The 15420-nt window shown below is 50.0% G+C and carries 10 protein-coding genes, 1 tRNA gene and 3 rRNA genes; 6 read left to right on the top strand and 8 right to left on the bottom strand.

What is annotated here, in order from left to right; genetic code table 11:
• Window positions 1-240: 240 nt before the first annotated feature.
• Complete coding sequence (locus tag HMPREF2909_RS08230) at window positions 241-1233, bottom strand: hypothetical protein (protein ID WP_071415890.1); 993 nt, start codon at window positions 1231-1233, stop codon at window positions 241-243.
• A gap of 94 nt (window positions 1234-1327) precedes the next feature.
• Between HMPREF2909_RS08230 and HMPREF2909_RS08225 the strand changes: the two genes are divergently transcribed.
• On the top strand, window positions 1328-1711 hold the full coding sequence (locus tag HMPREF2909_RS08225; protein ID WP_071415889.1) for a hypothetical protein: 384 nt from the start codon (window positions 1328-1330) through the stop codon (window positions 1709-1711).
• A gap of 233 nt (window positions 1712-1944) precedes the next feature.
• Here HMPREF2909_RS08225 and HMPREF2909_RS08220 read toward each other — a convergent pair whose 3' ends face one another.
• A complete protein-coding gene (locus tag HMPREF2909_RS08220; protein WP_071415888.1) occupies window positions 1945-2226 on the bottom strand; it encodes a hypothetical protein in 282 nt (93 codons plus the stop codon).
• Between the two features lie 5 nt (window positions 2227-2231).
• Window positions 2232-3170 (bottom strand): aldo/keto reductase, encoded by a 939-nt coding sequence (locus tag HMPREF2909_RS08215; protein WP_071416043.1) that lies wholly within the window; start codon window positions 3168-3170, stop codon window positions 2232-2234.
• Between the two features lie 156 nt (window positions 3171-3326).
• Between HMPREF2909_RS08215 and HMPREF2909_RS08210 the strand changes: the two genes are divergently transcribed.
• Genes HMPREF2909_RS08210 through HMPREF2909_RS09580 form a run of 3 tightly spaced genes read left to right on the top strand, consistent with a single transcriptional unit; the run spans window position 3327 to window position 6557 of the window.
• Window positions 3327-4184: a dolichyl-phosphate beta-glucosyltransferase gene (locus HMPREF2909_RS08210; RefSeq protein WP_071415887.1), complete on the top strand. Its 858-nt coding sequence runs from the start codon at window positions 3327-3329 to the stop codon at window positions 4182-4184.
• A 51-nt stretch (window positions 4185-4235) separates the two neighbouring features.
• On the top strand, window positions 4236-5822 hold the full coding sequence (locus tag HMPREF2909_RS08205; protein ID WP_071415886.1) for an ArnT family glycosyltransferase: 1587 nt from the start codon (window positions 4236-4238) through the stop codon (window positions 5820-5822).
• A 15-nt stretch (window positions 5823-5837) separates the two neighbouring features.
• Window positions 5838-6557, top strand: coding sequence for a mannosyltransferase YkcB-related protein (locus HMPREF2909_RS09580; RefSeq protein WP_071415885.1), 720 nt, complete (start codon window positions 5838-5840; stop codon window positions 6555-6557).
• 60 nt (window positions 6558-6617) lie between these two features.
• Here HMPREF2909_RS09580 and HMPREF2909_RS08195 read toward each other — a convergent pair whose 3' ends face one another.
• The 4 genes from HMPREF2909_RS08195 to HMPREF2909_RS08180 all read right to left on the bottom strand — a co-directional run bounded on the left by HMPREF2909_RS08195 (window position 6618) and on the right by HMPREF2909_RS08180 (window position 12376).
• Window positions 6618-6986, bottom strand: coding sequence for a YccF domain-containing protein (locus HMPREF2909_RS08195; protein WP_071415884.1), 369 nt, complete (start codon window positions 6984-6986; stop codon window positions 6618-6620).
• A 128-nt stretch (window positions 6987-7114) separates the two neighbouring features.
• Window positions 7115-7232 (bottom strand): 5S ribosomal RNA (rrf, locus tag HMPREF2909_RS08190).
• Window positions 7233-7385: 153 nt separating this feature from the next.
• A 23S ribosomal RNA gene (locus HMPREF2909_RS08185) occupies window positions 7386-10460 on the bottom strand.
• A 386-nt stretch (window positions 10461-10846) separates the two neighbouring features.
• Window positions 10847-12376: ribosomal RNA gene (locus tag HMPREF2909_RS08180) — 16S ribosomal RNA — on the bottom strand.
• The 16S, 23S and 5S rRNA genes sit together here, the layout of an rRNA operon.
• 444 nt (window positions 12377-12820) lie before the next feature.
• On the opposite strand from HMPREF2909_RS08180, the gene HMPREF2909_RS08175 reads away from it, so the two are divergent.
• Window positions 12821-12894 (top strand) — tRNA-Pro (locus HMPREF2909_RS08175).
• 35 nt (window positions 12895-12929) lie between these two features.
• On the top strand, window positions 12930-13664 hold the full coding sequence (locus tag HMPREF2909_RS08170) for an SIR2 family NAD-dependent protein deacylase (RefSeq protein ID WP_071416042.1): 735 nt from the start codon (window positions 12930-12932) through the stop codon (window positions 13662-13664).
• Here HMPREF2909_RS08170 and ilvA read toward each other — a convergent pair.
• Entirely contained in the window at window positions 13626-14948 is a 1323-nt protein-coding gene (gene ilvA / locus HMPREF2909_RS08165; protein ID WP_071415883.1) for a threonine ammonia-lyase, read from the bottom strand. The genes HMPREF2909_RS08170 and ilvA overlap by 39 nt on opposite strands.
• Between the last annotated feature and the right edge of the window lie 472 nt (window positions 14949-15420).

Raw genomic sequence — 15420 nt, 5'->3', positions numbered from 1 at the left:
CCACACCCACCGCCATAGTCTTGACCAGACCCTGACGGATTGTGATATTCATATGCTTATGTCTCGCCATAAACACTGTATCCTTCCATTCTCCACTCTCTTACAGAGTGTTTACCTATAGGTTCAAGAAACACCTCAGTGTCCCTACCAAGTAATGACAAACAGAAGTACACAATGTTGATATCAAAAAAGTGTGCCCACACAAAACGTATGGACACACTAAAAGTACTGTGAATTATTCTAACCAATAGCTAGATGACATGTCCCCTCAGCCTCACAAGAACCAACAGGCTGATTTCTAACGAATGCATCCCAGTCGAAGTTACTTGCGCCACTCGTGGTGCCACCAGTATTACCTGAGTTTGATCGTGGTGCACTATACGAACGCGAACCACCACCAGAATAAGAGCGCGAACCAGAACGAGTCTGCGAACGTGCCTGCGCTTGAGCTTGGGCTTGAGCGGCTGCGACTTGTGCGTCTGCTTGCCTTTTCGCTTCTACCGAATTATTCACGCCGTCAATCGCACCCTGCACAGGCTCTAAAGCCTTATTGAGAGACTCTACGCTGGCTTTCTTATCGTTCAACGCTGTATTAACCGCGTTAATTGTGTTTTGGAGGTTGTCGCGCGCACTATTATCCGCTACCTGACCATCCGACGACGCATACAGATTAGTGGCTTCATCGAGTTTCGCTTGCGCGGCATTTTTCGCATCAGCCAGATCCTTCGCATCCTTAGACGCCACCAGATCCCTCGTCACAGTCACAATAGTCTTCGCAGCAGTATTCAACTCACTCGTCTTCTTGACTAACGCGTCCGTCGACGTGGTAAAAACATTCACCACGTTAATATCACAATCCAACAGCGCACCCTTACTCACCCTAGACGCCGTCACCTTATGAAACTTCTCAAAAACAGCCTTGTCTGCCACCTGATCCGCACTCGTAATAACCTGCCCTGTTTCCGTAGCGGTCTTAAAAGCCTTCTCATACGCAGCATACGCAGTCGTATACGCCTTATTAGCCTTCTGACAATCAGCAATACGCGCAGAACGCACACCCCACACACCAGCAACAACCAACACCACAACAACCACAATTACAGACACAACCAGCCATAAGCGTTTACGCTTCTTCGACTGATTCACGCTACTAAATTCCAATGTTGCAGTGTTGTCCAACTTCTCAGCAGTACCCTCATCAATTTTCAACGCCTCGTCCACAGATTCTTCCATTGTCTTTCCTCCTCATTATTTCTCATTTTATAGCACACCATTATTACAATTTATTGTTAGAGAAGTCTGGCGAAAGAGGTGAGGAGCGTGCTAAATGAGCTTTCAGATAACTCCTATTACTTCTAGCGATTACATTCGCGCTTTAGAGAATGGCCAAGAGCCAGACGAATACTACTCACCTGAACCTATGCTTTACCGTATCGATAGCGTTGGCTTTGTAACTGGAGAATATCGCCCGGGTTGGAAGTGCCATCAGCTTATTCGTGAGTTTGCTATCGGCGTGCATCTCATTCCATCCGAAGATTATCAGTACGATATATGGAGTCTGATTCCTGTCGCTCATTTTGATCGAGCTGGCTTCTTCACTACCGAATTTAAAGCCTTCCTTAAACAGTGGTATTGCATCGATTATCGTTTTTCCAAAACAATGAATCAACGCTATCTAGCTTTAACCTGTAATAGATGCGGCGCACTGTAGGGAGATAATTTTATTTTTAACGATTTCAATGGTCAGGGAGGAAATTTTGTTCACCCTGATTTCCCGCTTCAACCAGTGCATTGACTAGATTTGCCACCTTTATCGGATAGCAACTATCATCCTTATGTTTTTCTGTTTACCGATTTAAGTGTAGTAATTCCGGTTCAACGAGTTATACGAGAGGGAGCGTTATCCATCCCACCACACGTGCGAGTGTGGACTAAACCTCTCTATTAGTGCTTGCGCGGCTTAAATCCGCGTTTACGAGATAAAATCGGTTTGCCCGACCAGGATTTACGCCCTGTAGGAGCAGATGTTCTGCCCACATTACGAAGAGCATCCTGGACGGGCGGACGGCTTGTTAAATGCCATGTGCCACAATGATCACACACATACACCCACAGTTGCACACCACGTTCTATATAACTGTTGCGCACAGCTTCTTGTGCCTGTCCGCGCGTTTTATACATGATTTTATTCGTCGATGTGCAACGCCGTGGAGTGAAATAATGCATGATGCTTATGGTAACAAATTGCCTGCAGCAGCGTAGAGCTCATACCATTCTTGACGGCTTAACTCAACATCTGCTCCAGCAGCGAACTGTGCAATGCGCTGCGTATTCATAGAACCAATAATCACCTGCATCTGAGATGGATGACGCAGCAGCCATGCCACAGCAATACCATTCTTCGTGCTGTTATACTTGTCTGCCAGTTCTTCGAGCTTAGCGTTGAGCTCAGGGAATTCAGGATTATCCACAAAGGTTCCGCCAAAGAATCCTGCTTGCAGTGGGCTCCATGCCTGAATAGTCATTGAGCGTAGACGAGAATATTCCAATAACCCACTATCACGGTCAATACTGCGCGTCTCTTCCATATTTGTGTAGATGTTCTGGTCAATCATGCCGGTATGCGCCAAGCTCATCTGCAACTGATTGACTTCTAATTTCTCATCTAACTGACTTTGTAAGAACTCGATCTGCCATGTAGACATATTGCTCACGCCAAAATGACGTACTTTTCCAGCAGCCTTCAGCTCAGCAAAAGCTTCATTAATCTCTTCTGGCTCAAGCAAAGTATCTGGACGATGTAAAAGCAGAAAATCAACATAATCGGTCTGTAAGTTTTTCAGTTCATAATCAACGCGGTCAAGAATGCGTTTCTTCGAAAAATCATAAACAGTTACCGAGCCTGTTTCTTCTGCAGCCATAATACCTACTTTTGTTTGCAGTTCTATAGAAGAACGATCAACGTTCAAGCTTTTCAAAGCAGCGCCAAGCTTACGCGAGCTCTCACCATCTGTATACACATCTGCAGTATCGAAGAAAGTAATACCTGCTTCAAGAGCTGCAGCAGTAATTTTTTCAGCTTCTGCTGCTGACTTTTCAGCCATACGCATCACGCCTTGAGCCACAGCCGACGACTTCGCTGGTGTGCGACCAATGCTCACTGTTTTCATATAATCCTCTTTGATATTTTTGCCTTCACCAACCACTATACACTCTTCACCTTTCAGAAAGCTTTCAGCGAACGTGGAGAAGAACCAAACTTTACATGGAGTTTGCCTTCAGATTCTTTCGTTTAACTTAAACCAGACATCTTGAAAGGAGCATATATGGAACACCCCTCCATGGAACACTCATCCATCGTTTCGTTTGAATCTCAAGGAGTTTTGTATTACGGCGCTCCCGAACCAGCGGACGTAGAGTTTATGATACCGGTGTATAACGAGAAATCATGCCTGCACAATGCAGTCGAATCCCTACACGAGTATCTCGCTGAGAGGCATAATACTACGTTCTCCTGGCGCATTGTTGTTATCGATAATGCCAGCATCGATTCTACATGGAATATCGCTACTGAGTTAACAGCTCAGCACCCGCAATCTATTCGAGCTATGCATCTTCAGCGTAAAGGTCGCGGTTTAGCGTTAAAAACCGCGTGGATGAGTTCGTCCGCTGAGGTTGTTACTTATATGGATGCGGATTTATCGACAAGTTTGGAGCACATCGATGATCTCGTTCTTCCTCTTCTTCATCATGAGGCGGATTTGGCGATTGGTTCGCGACTTATGAAAGAATCAAAAACCGCGCGCAGTTTTCTCCGCGATATTATTTCGCGCTGCTACAACTTCTTACTGCGCAGCTATTCGGGCGCAAACTTTAGCGATGCGCAATGCGGTTTTAAAGCTGTGCGCGCCGATGTTTTCCGTGCTCTAGCTCCATCCATTCAAGATAATGAATGGTTCTTCGACACGGAGCTTCTTCTTCTGGCTCAAAACCGCGGTCTTCAACTCAATCAAATCCCCGTGTACTGGGTTGAAGATCCGAATAGTTCCGTACACATTATTGACACTGCACGCAAAGACATTCAGGGCATGATTCGTATGCGTTCTCGCTACGGTCGCGGCACTATCGGTGCTTTGCAAAAACGTGCTGTACGCATGGAGTCGCTCCGCGCACCCGTTTTCTGAGGAAGCCTTGTTCCTGTTCGTCTTCTTGTTCCCGCTGTTTAAGGATACTTTATGACTTCTTCTACTCATTCACGCTCTACGAATCGCTACACAAATCGCTTCGTTCTGCCCTCACGCTCGCGAACTGATTGGATTGCTTTTGGTGCCGTTATGCTTGCTGCAGTAGCTGTGTTCTTTGTGAACTTAACAGCTTCAGATTATGCCAACGAGTTTTATTCGGCCGCAGCTCAAGCAGGATCGCAGAATTGGTGGGCTTTTCTGTGGGGTTCGTCTGATGCTGGTAATGCGATTACTGTAGATAAACCGCCTGCGTCTATTTGGCTTATGGCTCTTTCTGTGCGCGCTCTTGGACTGAACTCCTTCGCGATTTTACTTCCTCAAGCTGTGTTGGGAGTACTAACCACCGGATTGATTTACAGCGTTACGAGCAGATATTGGGGCAACTGGACCGGCATTTTAGCTTCAGTTATTTTTATGACTACTCCAGTAGCTGCTTTGATGTTCCGTTTTAATAATCCTGATGCTTTGCTCGTTTTCCTTGAAGTTGCTGCTGTAGCTGCTACTTTGCGCGCTCTTGAGCATGATACTACCCGCTTGGGTAATCTGCGCCGCACAGGGTGGATGGCTCTGGCAGGTGTTGCTGTAGGCTTTGGATTCTTAACGAAACAGTTGCAGGCTATGCTCATTCTTCCGGGAATTGCTCTGGCATTTATGATTGCTTCGCCAACAAAATTCTGGCGTCAGCTCCTTGATGGTATAGTAGCGCTGGTTACCATGACCATCTCGGCAGGCTGGTGGGTTTTACTCACCGTTCTCGTTCCTGCAAGTATGCGCCCATATATCGGCGGATCTCAGAATAACTCCTTCTTGGAGCTGACCTTCGGATACAACGGTTTAGGTCGTTTAACTGGCGATGAAACTGGATCGGTTGTGCCAGGCGAATCTGGTAAATCTCAAGGTGGACAGTGGGGAGAAACTGGTTGGAATCGTTTGTTCACGAGCGATTTTAACGGTCAGATTTCGTGGCTCGTTTTCGCAGCCCTTGCAGGTTTGCTTGTAGCTCTTGCTGTTGCAGGATGGAAAAACCGTACAGATATTCGCCGTGCATGCGCAATTATTTTTGGCGGCTGGCTTATTGTCACATGGCTAATTTTCAGCTATATGTCTGGCATCTTCCACGCATATTACACGGTTGCAATCGCCCCAGCTATCGCAGTTCTCAGTGCTGCAGGCGTTGCTCTCTTATGGTCAGAACGTCATACTATCTGGGCACCTCTGACTGCTGCGGTAACAATTATGATTACTGCTGGATGGAGTTTTACTCTTATCTCTCAAGCTTCTGGCTATGCCATGATCGCTTACACAGTTCTCATTACTGGTGGTATCGCTGGAATCATCTTTATTGCTCTCGGTATCAGTAATATCTCAGAACTAAATCTGAACCTACCATTGCTCAGAACTATCTCAGCTCTGGGTGCAGCTCTTGCTCTTGTCTCAGCTTTGGCTGGATCTATCGCGTGGACGGCAGCTACTATCTCTACCGGTCATCGCGGATCTATCGTCTCTGCTGGACCTCAAACCTCCATGGGTGGCGGGCCACGAGGAGGCGGAATGACACCTCCATCAACCAATAACTAAAACAAAGGAATAATCATGACAGACAATACACAGAACGCATCAGGTGCAACTTCTGCTACTTCATCGCAGTCTGCTAGCCCGCAGCAGTCTCAACAACAAGGCCCTTCATCGGGCAATACTTCCCAGGCAGACCCTCAAGGCGAATCTCCTAGAGGTGCATCGAATAACGACTCGAATTCCCAAGGCGTTATGCCTCAAGGTCAAGGAGCTCAGGGCGCGCCAAGCGGTGGAGATTCCAACATGGGCGGCGCCCCACCAACAGGTTCATCAGGTTCTGATACATCATCCAATTCATCAAATTCGAACGGCTCAGCTTCTTCTGGCAATAATACGGAGTCAGGCGGTATGGGTGGCATGGGCGGTTTAGTGGGCGGTGGTGGTGCTTCCACGAGTACTGAACTGATTGCTCTTTTGCAAGAGGATGCTCCTAAGTACCGATGGGCAGCGGCCACAACTGGATCTCAATCTGCGGCTTCATACCAGTTAGCCAGTGAAGTTCCTGTTATGGCGATTGGCGGTTTTAATGGAACGGATAATTATCCTACGCTGGAACAGTTCAAAGAATATGTGAGCAAAAAATTGATTCATTATTATATTGCTGGCAATAGTATGGGAGGTCAGGCTAATGGTGGTTCTTCAGCTGCCGAGCAGATTGCTCAGTGGGTACAGGAAAACTTCACCGCGCAAACTATTGATGGCGTAACGGTTTATGATTTAACTCGGACTGAGGAATAATCTCCAGGTAAACGAAGAGCCAGGTTACTTATGTAGCCTGGCTCTTGTGTATTTTTACGCTTATATGATTGGCACAATGTGTGCACCAAACGGAGCAAAGGCGAGCTTCATCATTTTGAATGATTGGATGCCGAAGGGTATACCAATAATCGTTAAGCAATTGACGATGCCGCTAAAGAGGTAGGCGAAGGCAAACAACCAGCCGAAAGTGATTGCCCACAGAATATTAACCAGTGTGGAAGTGATACTTTCACCGTATACAACGGTTTGACCGAAAGGAGTTAACGTCAGTCCAGCCATTTTAAAACATTGAATACCGATAGGGATGCCCATCAGAGTTAGACAGAAAACAGCACCAAGAATAAACCATGACGCTGCTGTCATGAGTCCACCACACACAAGCCATATGATATTTCCTAAAAGTCTCATACTTCCATGGTAGAACTTTCGGATCTAGATATCGCCCTGATTATCCCTGAGCCTTCCCTGAATTTGTGGGGAGTGTATATATGAAAAGAGGGCGACCTATCATGGTCGTCCTCTTTTCATAAGTGTTGTTGCGGCGGTTTGTTACTCTCCCACACCCTATCGAGTGCAGTACCATCACCGTGCTAGGTCTTAGCTTCCAGGTTCGAAATGGAGACTGGGCGTTTCCCCTAGGCCATGACCACCGCAAAATCTTAAATTATCCTCGTATTCACCGACACGAGACCCGTGTTGGTTTGGGGACCGGCTAGCAGACGCGAATCGTTTCGTACGCAGATTTAATGTTCCTTGTTGTTAAGGAAGAGTATTCAATGTTTAACCAAAACCATAAAAAACTATGGCGTGTTATTGTCTTCGACACTTAGTACCAGTCAGCTCCACGTGTTACCACGCTTCCACACCTGGCCTATCAACCCGATCATCTCTCGGGAGTCTCACACACCCTTAAAAGAGTGTCAGGAATTCTCATCTTGGAGAGGGCTTCCCGCTTAGATGCTTTCAGCGGTTATCCCTTCCGAACGTAGCTAACCAGCCATGCCACTGGCGTGACAACTGGCATACCAGAGGTTCGTCCACCCAGGTCCTCTCGTACTATGGGCAGGACTCCTCAAAATTCCAACGAGCGCAGAGGATAGAGACCAAACTGTCTCACGACGTTCTGAACCCAGCTCGCGTGCCGCTTTAATCGGCGAACAGCCGAACCCTTGGGACCTGCTCCAGCCCCAGGATGCGACGAGCCGACATCGAGGTGCCAAACCATCCCGTCGATATGGACTCTTGGGAATGATCAGCCTGTTATCCCCGGGGTACCTTTTATCCGTTGAGCGATGCCGCGTCCGTACGCCGGCACCGGATCACTATTTCCGACTTTCGTCCCTGCTCGACCCGTCAGTCTCACAGTCAAGCTCCCTTGTGCAATTACACTCAACACCCGATTACCAACCGGGCTGAGGGAACCTTTGAGCGCCTCCGTTACTCTTTAGGAGGCAACCGCCCCAGTTAAACTACCCGCCAGGCACTGTCCCTGAACAGGATAACTGTTCGAGGTTAGACATCCAATATAAACAGAACGGTATTTCACTTGACGACTCCACCAAAGCTAGCGCCCTGGCCTCACAGTCTCCCGCCTATGCTACACAATCCACACCGAATGCCAATACCAAGGTATAGTAAAGGTCCCGGGGTCTTTTCGTCCTTCTGCGCTTAACGAGCATCTTTACTCGTACTGCAATTTCACCGAGCTCCTGGTCGAGACAGTGGGGAAGTCGTTACGCCATTCGTGCAGGTCGGAACTTACCCGACAAGGAATTTCGCTACCTTAGGATGGTTATAGTTACCACCGCCGTTTACCGGGGCTTAAATTCACCACTTCACCACAAGGGTTAATGGATCCTCTTAACCTTCCGGCACCGGGCAGGCGTCAGTGCATATACAGCGACTTACGTCTTCGCATGCACCTGTGTTTTTGGTAAACAGTCGCTACCCCCTGGTCTGTGCCACCCCCAAAAGCTCCACCCGCAACAGGGCTTCACCATCAAGGGTCTCCCTTATACCGAAGGCACGGGAGTAATTTGCCGAGTTCCTTGACCAGGATTCGCTCGATCGCTTTGGTATACTCTACCTGACCACCTGTGTCGGTTTAGGGTACGGGCAGATATATCCTCTCACACCGAAGATTTTCTTGACACCAAGAATCACCAAAACACCAGTATAAAACCAGCGCGCATCACACCTCACCCTCACGTGGAACGGATTTACCTATCCCACAGGCTGCGTGCTTACCATGCCAAAACCACCTGACATGTCAGCTATCCCAATGCGTCACTCCTGTGCTGTCCTACTACAAACCAAGATCCCAAACACCAACACGCTCAACACCCCGAAAGATGAAAAACACGAAAGTGTGAGGTTAGTACAGTAAGCCTCGGAATGGTCGAGAATACACTGGTAGGAGAATATCAACTCCTTCATCCAATCGACTACGCCTGTCGGCCTCGCCTTAGGACCCGACTCACCCAGGGACGATGAACGTGGCCCTGGAACCCTTAGTCATCCAGCGGACGGGATTTTCACCCGTCTTTCGTTACTCATGTCTGCATTCTCACTTGTCTACAGTCCACAAACGTTTCCACGCCTGCTTCACCCCAGTAGACAACGCTCTCCTACCCAACCAGCCTTAAAGACTGATTGCCGCGTCTTCGGTGGTGTGCTTGAGCCCCGCTACATTGTCGGCGCGGAACCACTAGACCAGTGAGCTGTTACGCACTCTTTCAAGGATGGCTGCTTCTAAGCCAACCTCCTGGCTGTCTATGCGACTCCACATCCTTTCCCACTTAGCACACGCTTAGGGACCTTAGACGACGATCTGGGCTGTTTCCCTTTCGACAACGAAGCTTATCCCCCGCTGACTCACTGCCGGCCACCACTTCACAGGTATTCGGAGTTTGGCTGCTATTGGTACCCCATACGAGCCCGCAAGCATCCAGTAGCTCTACCCCCTGGAAACTAAAACCGACGCTGCACCTAAATGCATTTCGGAGAGAACCAGCTATCACGGAATTTGATTGGCCTTTCACCCCTATCCACAAGTCATCGCCCCAGTTTTCAACCTAGGTGCGTTCGGTCCTCCACAAAGTCTTACCCCTGCTTCAACCTGCTCAAGGATAGATCATCCCGCTTCGGGTCTAGAGTATGCAACTCAAACGCCTTTTAAAACTCGCTTTCGCTACGGATCCCCCACACGGGTTAACCTCGCTACATACCACTAACTCGCAGACTCATTTTTCGATAGGCACGCCGTCACCCCTCAAGGCTCCGACGGATTGTAAGCTCACGGTTTCAGAAACTATTTCACTGTCCTCCCGGACTACTTTTCACCTTTCCCTCACGGTACTCGTCCACTATCGGTCACATGGATATATTTAGACTTACCCAACGGTCTGGGCAGATTCACACGAAATTCCTCGAGTATCGTGCTACTTGGGACCATCATCAACAAGACAAAGCATTTACACCTACGGGGCCATCACCCTCTACAGCCAGGCATTCAATCCTGTTCAGCTCACACCCTGTTTTATCACTTGCCACCAGCCTGTCAGAACCAGTACGACAACATCCCACAACACCGATCATGCAACCCCTGACAAGTATCACACACAACCGGTTTGGTCTCCTCCGCTTTCGCTCGCCACTACTCACGGAATATCTTTTCCTGTAGGTACTGAGATGTTTCACTTCCCTACGTACGCCCCCAAACAAAGTTTGAGTACTAGGCATTCCTACCCAGTGAGTTTCCTCATTCAGACACCCTCGGATCACAGCTCGGTTGACAGCTCCCCGAGGCTTATCGCAGCCTCCCACGTCTTTCATCGCTCCCATGTGCCAAGGCATCCACCCTAAGCCCTTAACAACAAAAACACTGCTAAACACCTATCGAATACAATTCCTAGACAACAAATCATCACACTAAAATGATCACAAAACGATCGAACAACAAACCACTAAAAAAATTAGAAGTTCAGTTCAATTACAACAACAATCAATAAAGATCATTGCTCGCGTCCACTATCCAGTTCTCAAACCACCACACCACACCACACAACCACAACACCAAACAGTGCCATACTCGCAATAGCGGGCTTGCTCCCAAAAAGCTGTCGCAATTTGGAAACCCAAAAGCATGCCCATACCACAACGTTTCAATAATTTCCACACCACACACAACCCCACACTCACAAAACAAGCATGGTCTCAAGTTGTGCCTAAAAACAAACCACACACAGTGATTTCTCAAATCTCCGTAGAAAGGAGGTGATCCAGCCGCACCTTCCGGTACGGCTACCTTGTTACGACTTAGTCCCAATCGCGAACCTCACCTTAGACGGCTCCCCCAGCAAAAACTGTTAGGCCACCGGCTTCGGGTGCTGCCCACTTTCATGACTTGACGGGCGGTGTGTACAAGGCCCGGGAACGCATTCACCGCAGCGTTGCTGATCTGCGATTACTAGCGACTCCACCTTCACGGAGCCGAGTTGCAGGCTCCGATCCGAACTGAGACCGGTTTTCAGAGATCCGCTCCAGGTCACCCTATCGCACCTCGCTGTACCGGCCATTGTAGCATGCGTGAAGCCCAAGACGTAAGGGGCATGATGATCTGACGTCATCCCCACCTTCCTCCGAGTTAACCCCGGCGGTCTCTTGTGAGTTCCCACCATAACGTGCTGGCAACACAAGACAAGGGTTGCGCTCGTTGCGGGACTTAACCCAACATCTCACGACACGAGCTGACGACGACCATGCACCACCTGTGAAAACGCTCCGAAGAGACACCCCATCTCTGAGGCCATCGTTAACATGTCAAGTCTTGGTAAGGTTCTTCGCGTTGCATCGAATTAATCCGCATGCTCCGCCGCTTGTGCGGGCCCCCGTCAATTTCTTTGAGTTTTAGCCTTGCGGCCGTACTCCCCAGGCGGGATGCTTAACGCGTTAGCTCCGACACAGAACCCGTGGAAAGGGCCCCACATCCAGCATCCACCGTTTACGGCGTGGACTACCAGGGTATCTAATCCTGTTCGCTCCCCACGCTTTCGCTCCTCAGCGTCAGTAATAGCCCAGAGACCTGCCTTCGCCATTGGTGTTCTTCCCGATATCTACACATTCCACCGTTACACCGAGAATTCCAGTCTCCCCTACTACACTCTAGCCTGCCCGTACCCAGCGCCAATCCACCGTTAAGCGATGGACTTTCACACCAGACGCGACAAACCGCCTACGAGCTCTTTACGCCCAATAATTCCGGACAACGCTTGCACCCTACGTATTACCGCGGCTGCTGGCACGTAGTTAGCCGGTGCTTATTCAAAAGGTACACTCACTCACGCTTGCTCCCCAATAAAAGCGGTTTACAACCCGAAGGCCGTCATCCCGCACGCGGCGTCGCTGCATCAGGGTTCCCCCCATTGTGCAATATTCCCCACTGCTGCCTCCCGTAGGAGTCTGGGCCGTATCTCAGTCCCAATGTGGCCGGTCGCCCTCTCAGGCCGGCTACCCGTCGAAGCCTTGGTAGGCCACTACCCCACCAACAAGCTGATAGGACGCGATCCCATCGCATAGCACTAAAACGTTTTCCCACACACCCATGCGAGCATGTGGAACATTCGGCATTACCACCCGTTTCCAGGAGCTATTCCAAACTACACGGCAGGTTAATCACGCGTTACTCACCCGTTCGCCACTCTCACCCCCCTAGCAAGCTAGAAAGGATCCCGTTCGACTTGCATGTGTTAAGCACGCCGCCAGCGTTCGTCCTGAGCCAGAATCAAACCCTCCACAAAAAAATCATGAAGAATCACAATAAATGACTCACAAAAAATAAAAGAAAAATAACGAAAAACACTCTACAAAATAAAGCATTCAACGCACAAAAAACAACCAAACAACAAAATCATTCAGCTGTTACTGGCATTATCAAAACATAAAAAGTAGTACAAAACACGCTCTTGAGTTCTCAAACCACCACAACACAAACCAACCAACCCCCCCAAACCGAAGAGAATCAGCCGCATCAGGCAGCGAATAAAAACAATACACCACCACGCGCCCAGATGCAAAGCATCGGCGTGTCGCGCTCATTTCTGCGAATCAACACAGAAATACATCATTGTTTTTCCTTGCATATAGTACCACCGCAGCCACAAACCGCGCAAGCACACGCCCTTCTCTTAAAATATGCCGTGCACGGAGTAGGATATCCACCGTTGACACAATATTGGCAACATCGGGTTATAGCGCAGCTTGGTAGCGCGCCTCGTTCGGGACGAGGAAGTCGCGGGTTCAAATCCCGCTAACCCGACTTTTTCTTTTTCCCCGGTCTACAATCGAAGTATGATTACTCCACATATTGCCGTTTTTACCGGTGCAGGTATTTCCACATCCGTTGGCATCCCCGATTTTCGCGGTCCCGATGGCGTCTGGGCCAAGCATCCCGAGCAGACGAGTGTGTACGACATCGATTTGTTCGTGAGCAATCAGCAGGCACGGGAGTACTCCTGGCGCTGGCAGAAGGAGTCAGCGGTTTGGCAGGCGCAACCGGGTCCGGCGCATCAGGCGCTGGTTAAGCTCGAGCAGATGGGTGCGCTCAGCATTATTGCCACGCAGAACTTCGACGGTCTACACGAGCGCGCGGGCAATTCGCCCGAGAAAGTTGTCAACCTGCACGGAACCATTGCCACTTCGCACTGCATGGACTGCGGTTTTGACTGCGAGACCGCGCAGATTATGGACGCTTTAGATGAGACTCCGGATCCGCACTGTCCACGCTGCAACGGTTTGATGAAGACGAACGTTACCTATTTTGGTGAAGCTCTCCCACATGGCGCGATGGAGAAAGCAGCAGCCCTGATAGAGGAAGCGGATGAGCTGTGGGTGATTGGCTCGAGTTTGGAAGTGTATCCAGCAGCATCGCTGATTCCGTTCGCCGCTCAGCTCGGTAAGCACATTCGCATTATGAACGCACAGCCCACACATATGGATGGGCTCGCGAACGATATTATTCGCGAGCCCATTGAGAAAGCTTTACCTGCTTTAGTAGACGCGATTGACGCGGAAACCCTTAACATGTAGAGCGTCCATAATCTGTTGGATATGATCAGGACCGTTTGTTTCGACCGTCACTTCGAGCAATACTGCGTTCGTGTAATGTGATTGAGCCTTGAACTGATCGTGATTCAATTCAATCACGTTCGCGCGCAAATCAGCAAGAATCTGAGCAATCAAAGCGAGCTGACCAGGCGTATCTGGAAGTTCAACGCCGAACTGCATAATGCGGCCGCGCGAAATCATACCGCGCTGAATAACCGCACCCATCGTAACGGTATCGATATTGCCGCCGGACAAAATCGGAACGATTACGCGCTCACTCAAAGCAGGAGCCTCGAGCGGCGCCTCTAAATCAGGAAGAGCCTTAATTTTATCGAGAACGTTCAAAGCAGCCAAAGACACGGCTCCGGCAGCCTCGACGACGAGCTTATGTTTTTCGAGCATCAGCAAAATCATCTCGGAAATATCGCGCTCGGACACAGTAACGAAGCCGTCGAGGTACTTCTCGAGCAGAGCGAAAGTGAGCGAACCCGGCTCGCGCACGGCAACACCCTCAGCAGCCGTGTGCACAGCGTCGGCAGCGTAAACGCGATGCTCGCCGGCCGCGAACGACTGACCGAAGGCAACCGAACCCTCCGGCGTAACGCCAATAACGCGCACATGCGGGGCGAAAGTCTTTACAGCCATCGCAACGCCTGCGCCCAAACCACCACCACCGAGCGGGACGAGGATATCGGTGACTTCAGGGCAGTCCTCAAGAATCTCCATAGCGATGGTGCCCTGACCGGTGAGAACCTCGTAATCGTTAAACGGATGCACAAAAGTGAGACCCTGCGTGCGCGCAGCATTAGCAGCGTAGGCGCTTGACTCGTCGAAAACATCACCCTCGAGCGTCACCGTCGCACCCAGCGCGCGGGTAGCATCCACCTTGATTGGCGGCGTGATGCGCGGCATAACAATCGTCGCGTGCGCGCCACGTTCGCGAGCCGCATACGCTACGCCCTGCGCGTGATTGCCTGCGGAAGCCGTGATGATGCCGCGGTCGAGCTCGTCCTGCGACAACGACGCGATCTTGTTATACGCACCACGCAGCTTGAACGAACCCGTCTTTTGCAGGTTCTCTGGCTTGAGTAGCACGCGGGCGCCGGTCATGTCTGAGAGAATCTGGGACTCTTCGAGGTGGGTATGGCGTGCGACCGAGACCAAGCGCTCGGCTGCGAGTTTGAGGTCGGCAGCGTGGTCGCGGGAGAGGTAGTCGGCGTAGGTTTCTGCTGGGCGGGTTTCGTGGTTTGCGTGGGTGGCGGCCATGGATGTCTCCTCACTGATTCGCATCTAACTTGCTCAAGTCTTCTTCCAAGTCTTGCTCCAAGTCTAAACCGCACGGTTGTACAGGCGAGGGCGTGCGGCGCGCGGGTGGTGGGGTGGGTGGTGTTGGTGTGGGGGTGCGTGAATCGTGAGTGGGGATAGCCACTCACTTTTCACGCATATGGTTAAACGATTCACCATGTCAAGATTGGTGCGTGAATCGTGAATCGCTCTAGCCATTCACGATTCAGGAACATCCGAGAGGACGTAGAGAGTGTCGTACGCCATACTCACACTGTTCACGCACACGATAAGCCCAATTTTCAACAACTTGCGGACGTGAGCATTGTGTGTTCAGCGAAGCCACACTGTTCACGTTTGAATCCACCACAAAACCAGCCTTCAAACGGACGTGAACATTGTTAGCCCGCCATGCCCCCCACCCCCCCCACGAGTAAGATAGAGAACATTGAGA

This window comes from Alloscardovia sp. HMSC034E08, assembly GCF_001813415.1.
GTDB classification, from domain to species: domain Bacteria; phylum Actinomycetota; class Actinomycetes; order Actinomycetales; family Bifidobacteriaceae; genus Alloscardovia; species Alloscardovia omnicolens.
The sequence above is the reverse complement of the archived record's forward strand: the minus strand, read 5'-3'. Positions and strand labels throughout refer to the sequence as shown.

Coding starts and splice junctions, on each gene's coding strand:
- ilvA (WP_071415883.1), bottom strand. CDS start 14,948: ATGGCCGCCACCCACGCAAACCACGAAACCCGCCCAGCAGAAACCTAC.
- HMPREF2909_RS08205 (WP_071415886.1), top strand. CDS start 4,236: ATGACTTCTTCTACTCATTCACGCTCTACGAATCGCTACACAAATCGC.
- HMPREF2909_RS08215 (WP_071416043.1), bottom strand. CDS start 3,170: ATGAAAACAGTGAGCATTGGTCGCACACCAGCGAAGTCGTCGGCTGTG.
- HMPREF2909_RS09580 (WP_071415885.1), top strand. CDS start 5,838: ATGACAGACAATACACAGAACGCATCAGGTGCAACTTCTGCTACTTCA.
- HMPREF2909_RS08220 (WP_071415888.1), bottom strand. CDS start 2,226: ATGCATTATTTCACTCCACGGCGTTGCACATCGACGAATAAAATCATG.
- HMPREF2909_RS08225 (WP_071415889.1), top strand. CDS start 1,328: ATGAGCTTTCAGATAACTCCTATTACTTCTAGCGATTACATTCGCGCT.
- HMPREF2909_RS08210 (WP_071415887.1), top strand. CDS start 3,327: ATGGAACACCCCTCCATGGAACACTCATCCATCGTTTCGTTTGAATCT.
- HMPREF2909_RS08230 (WP_071415890.1), bottom strand. CDS start 1,233: ATGGAAGAATCTGTGGACGAGGCGTTGAAAATTGATGAGGGTACTGCT.
- HMPREF2909_RS08195 (WP_071415884.1), bottom strand. CDS start 6,986: ATGAGACTTTTAGGAAATATCATATGGCTTGTGTGTGGTGGACTCATG.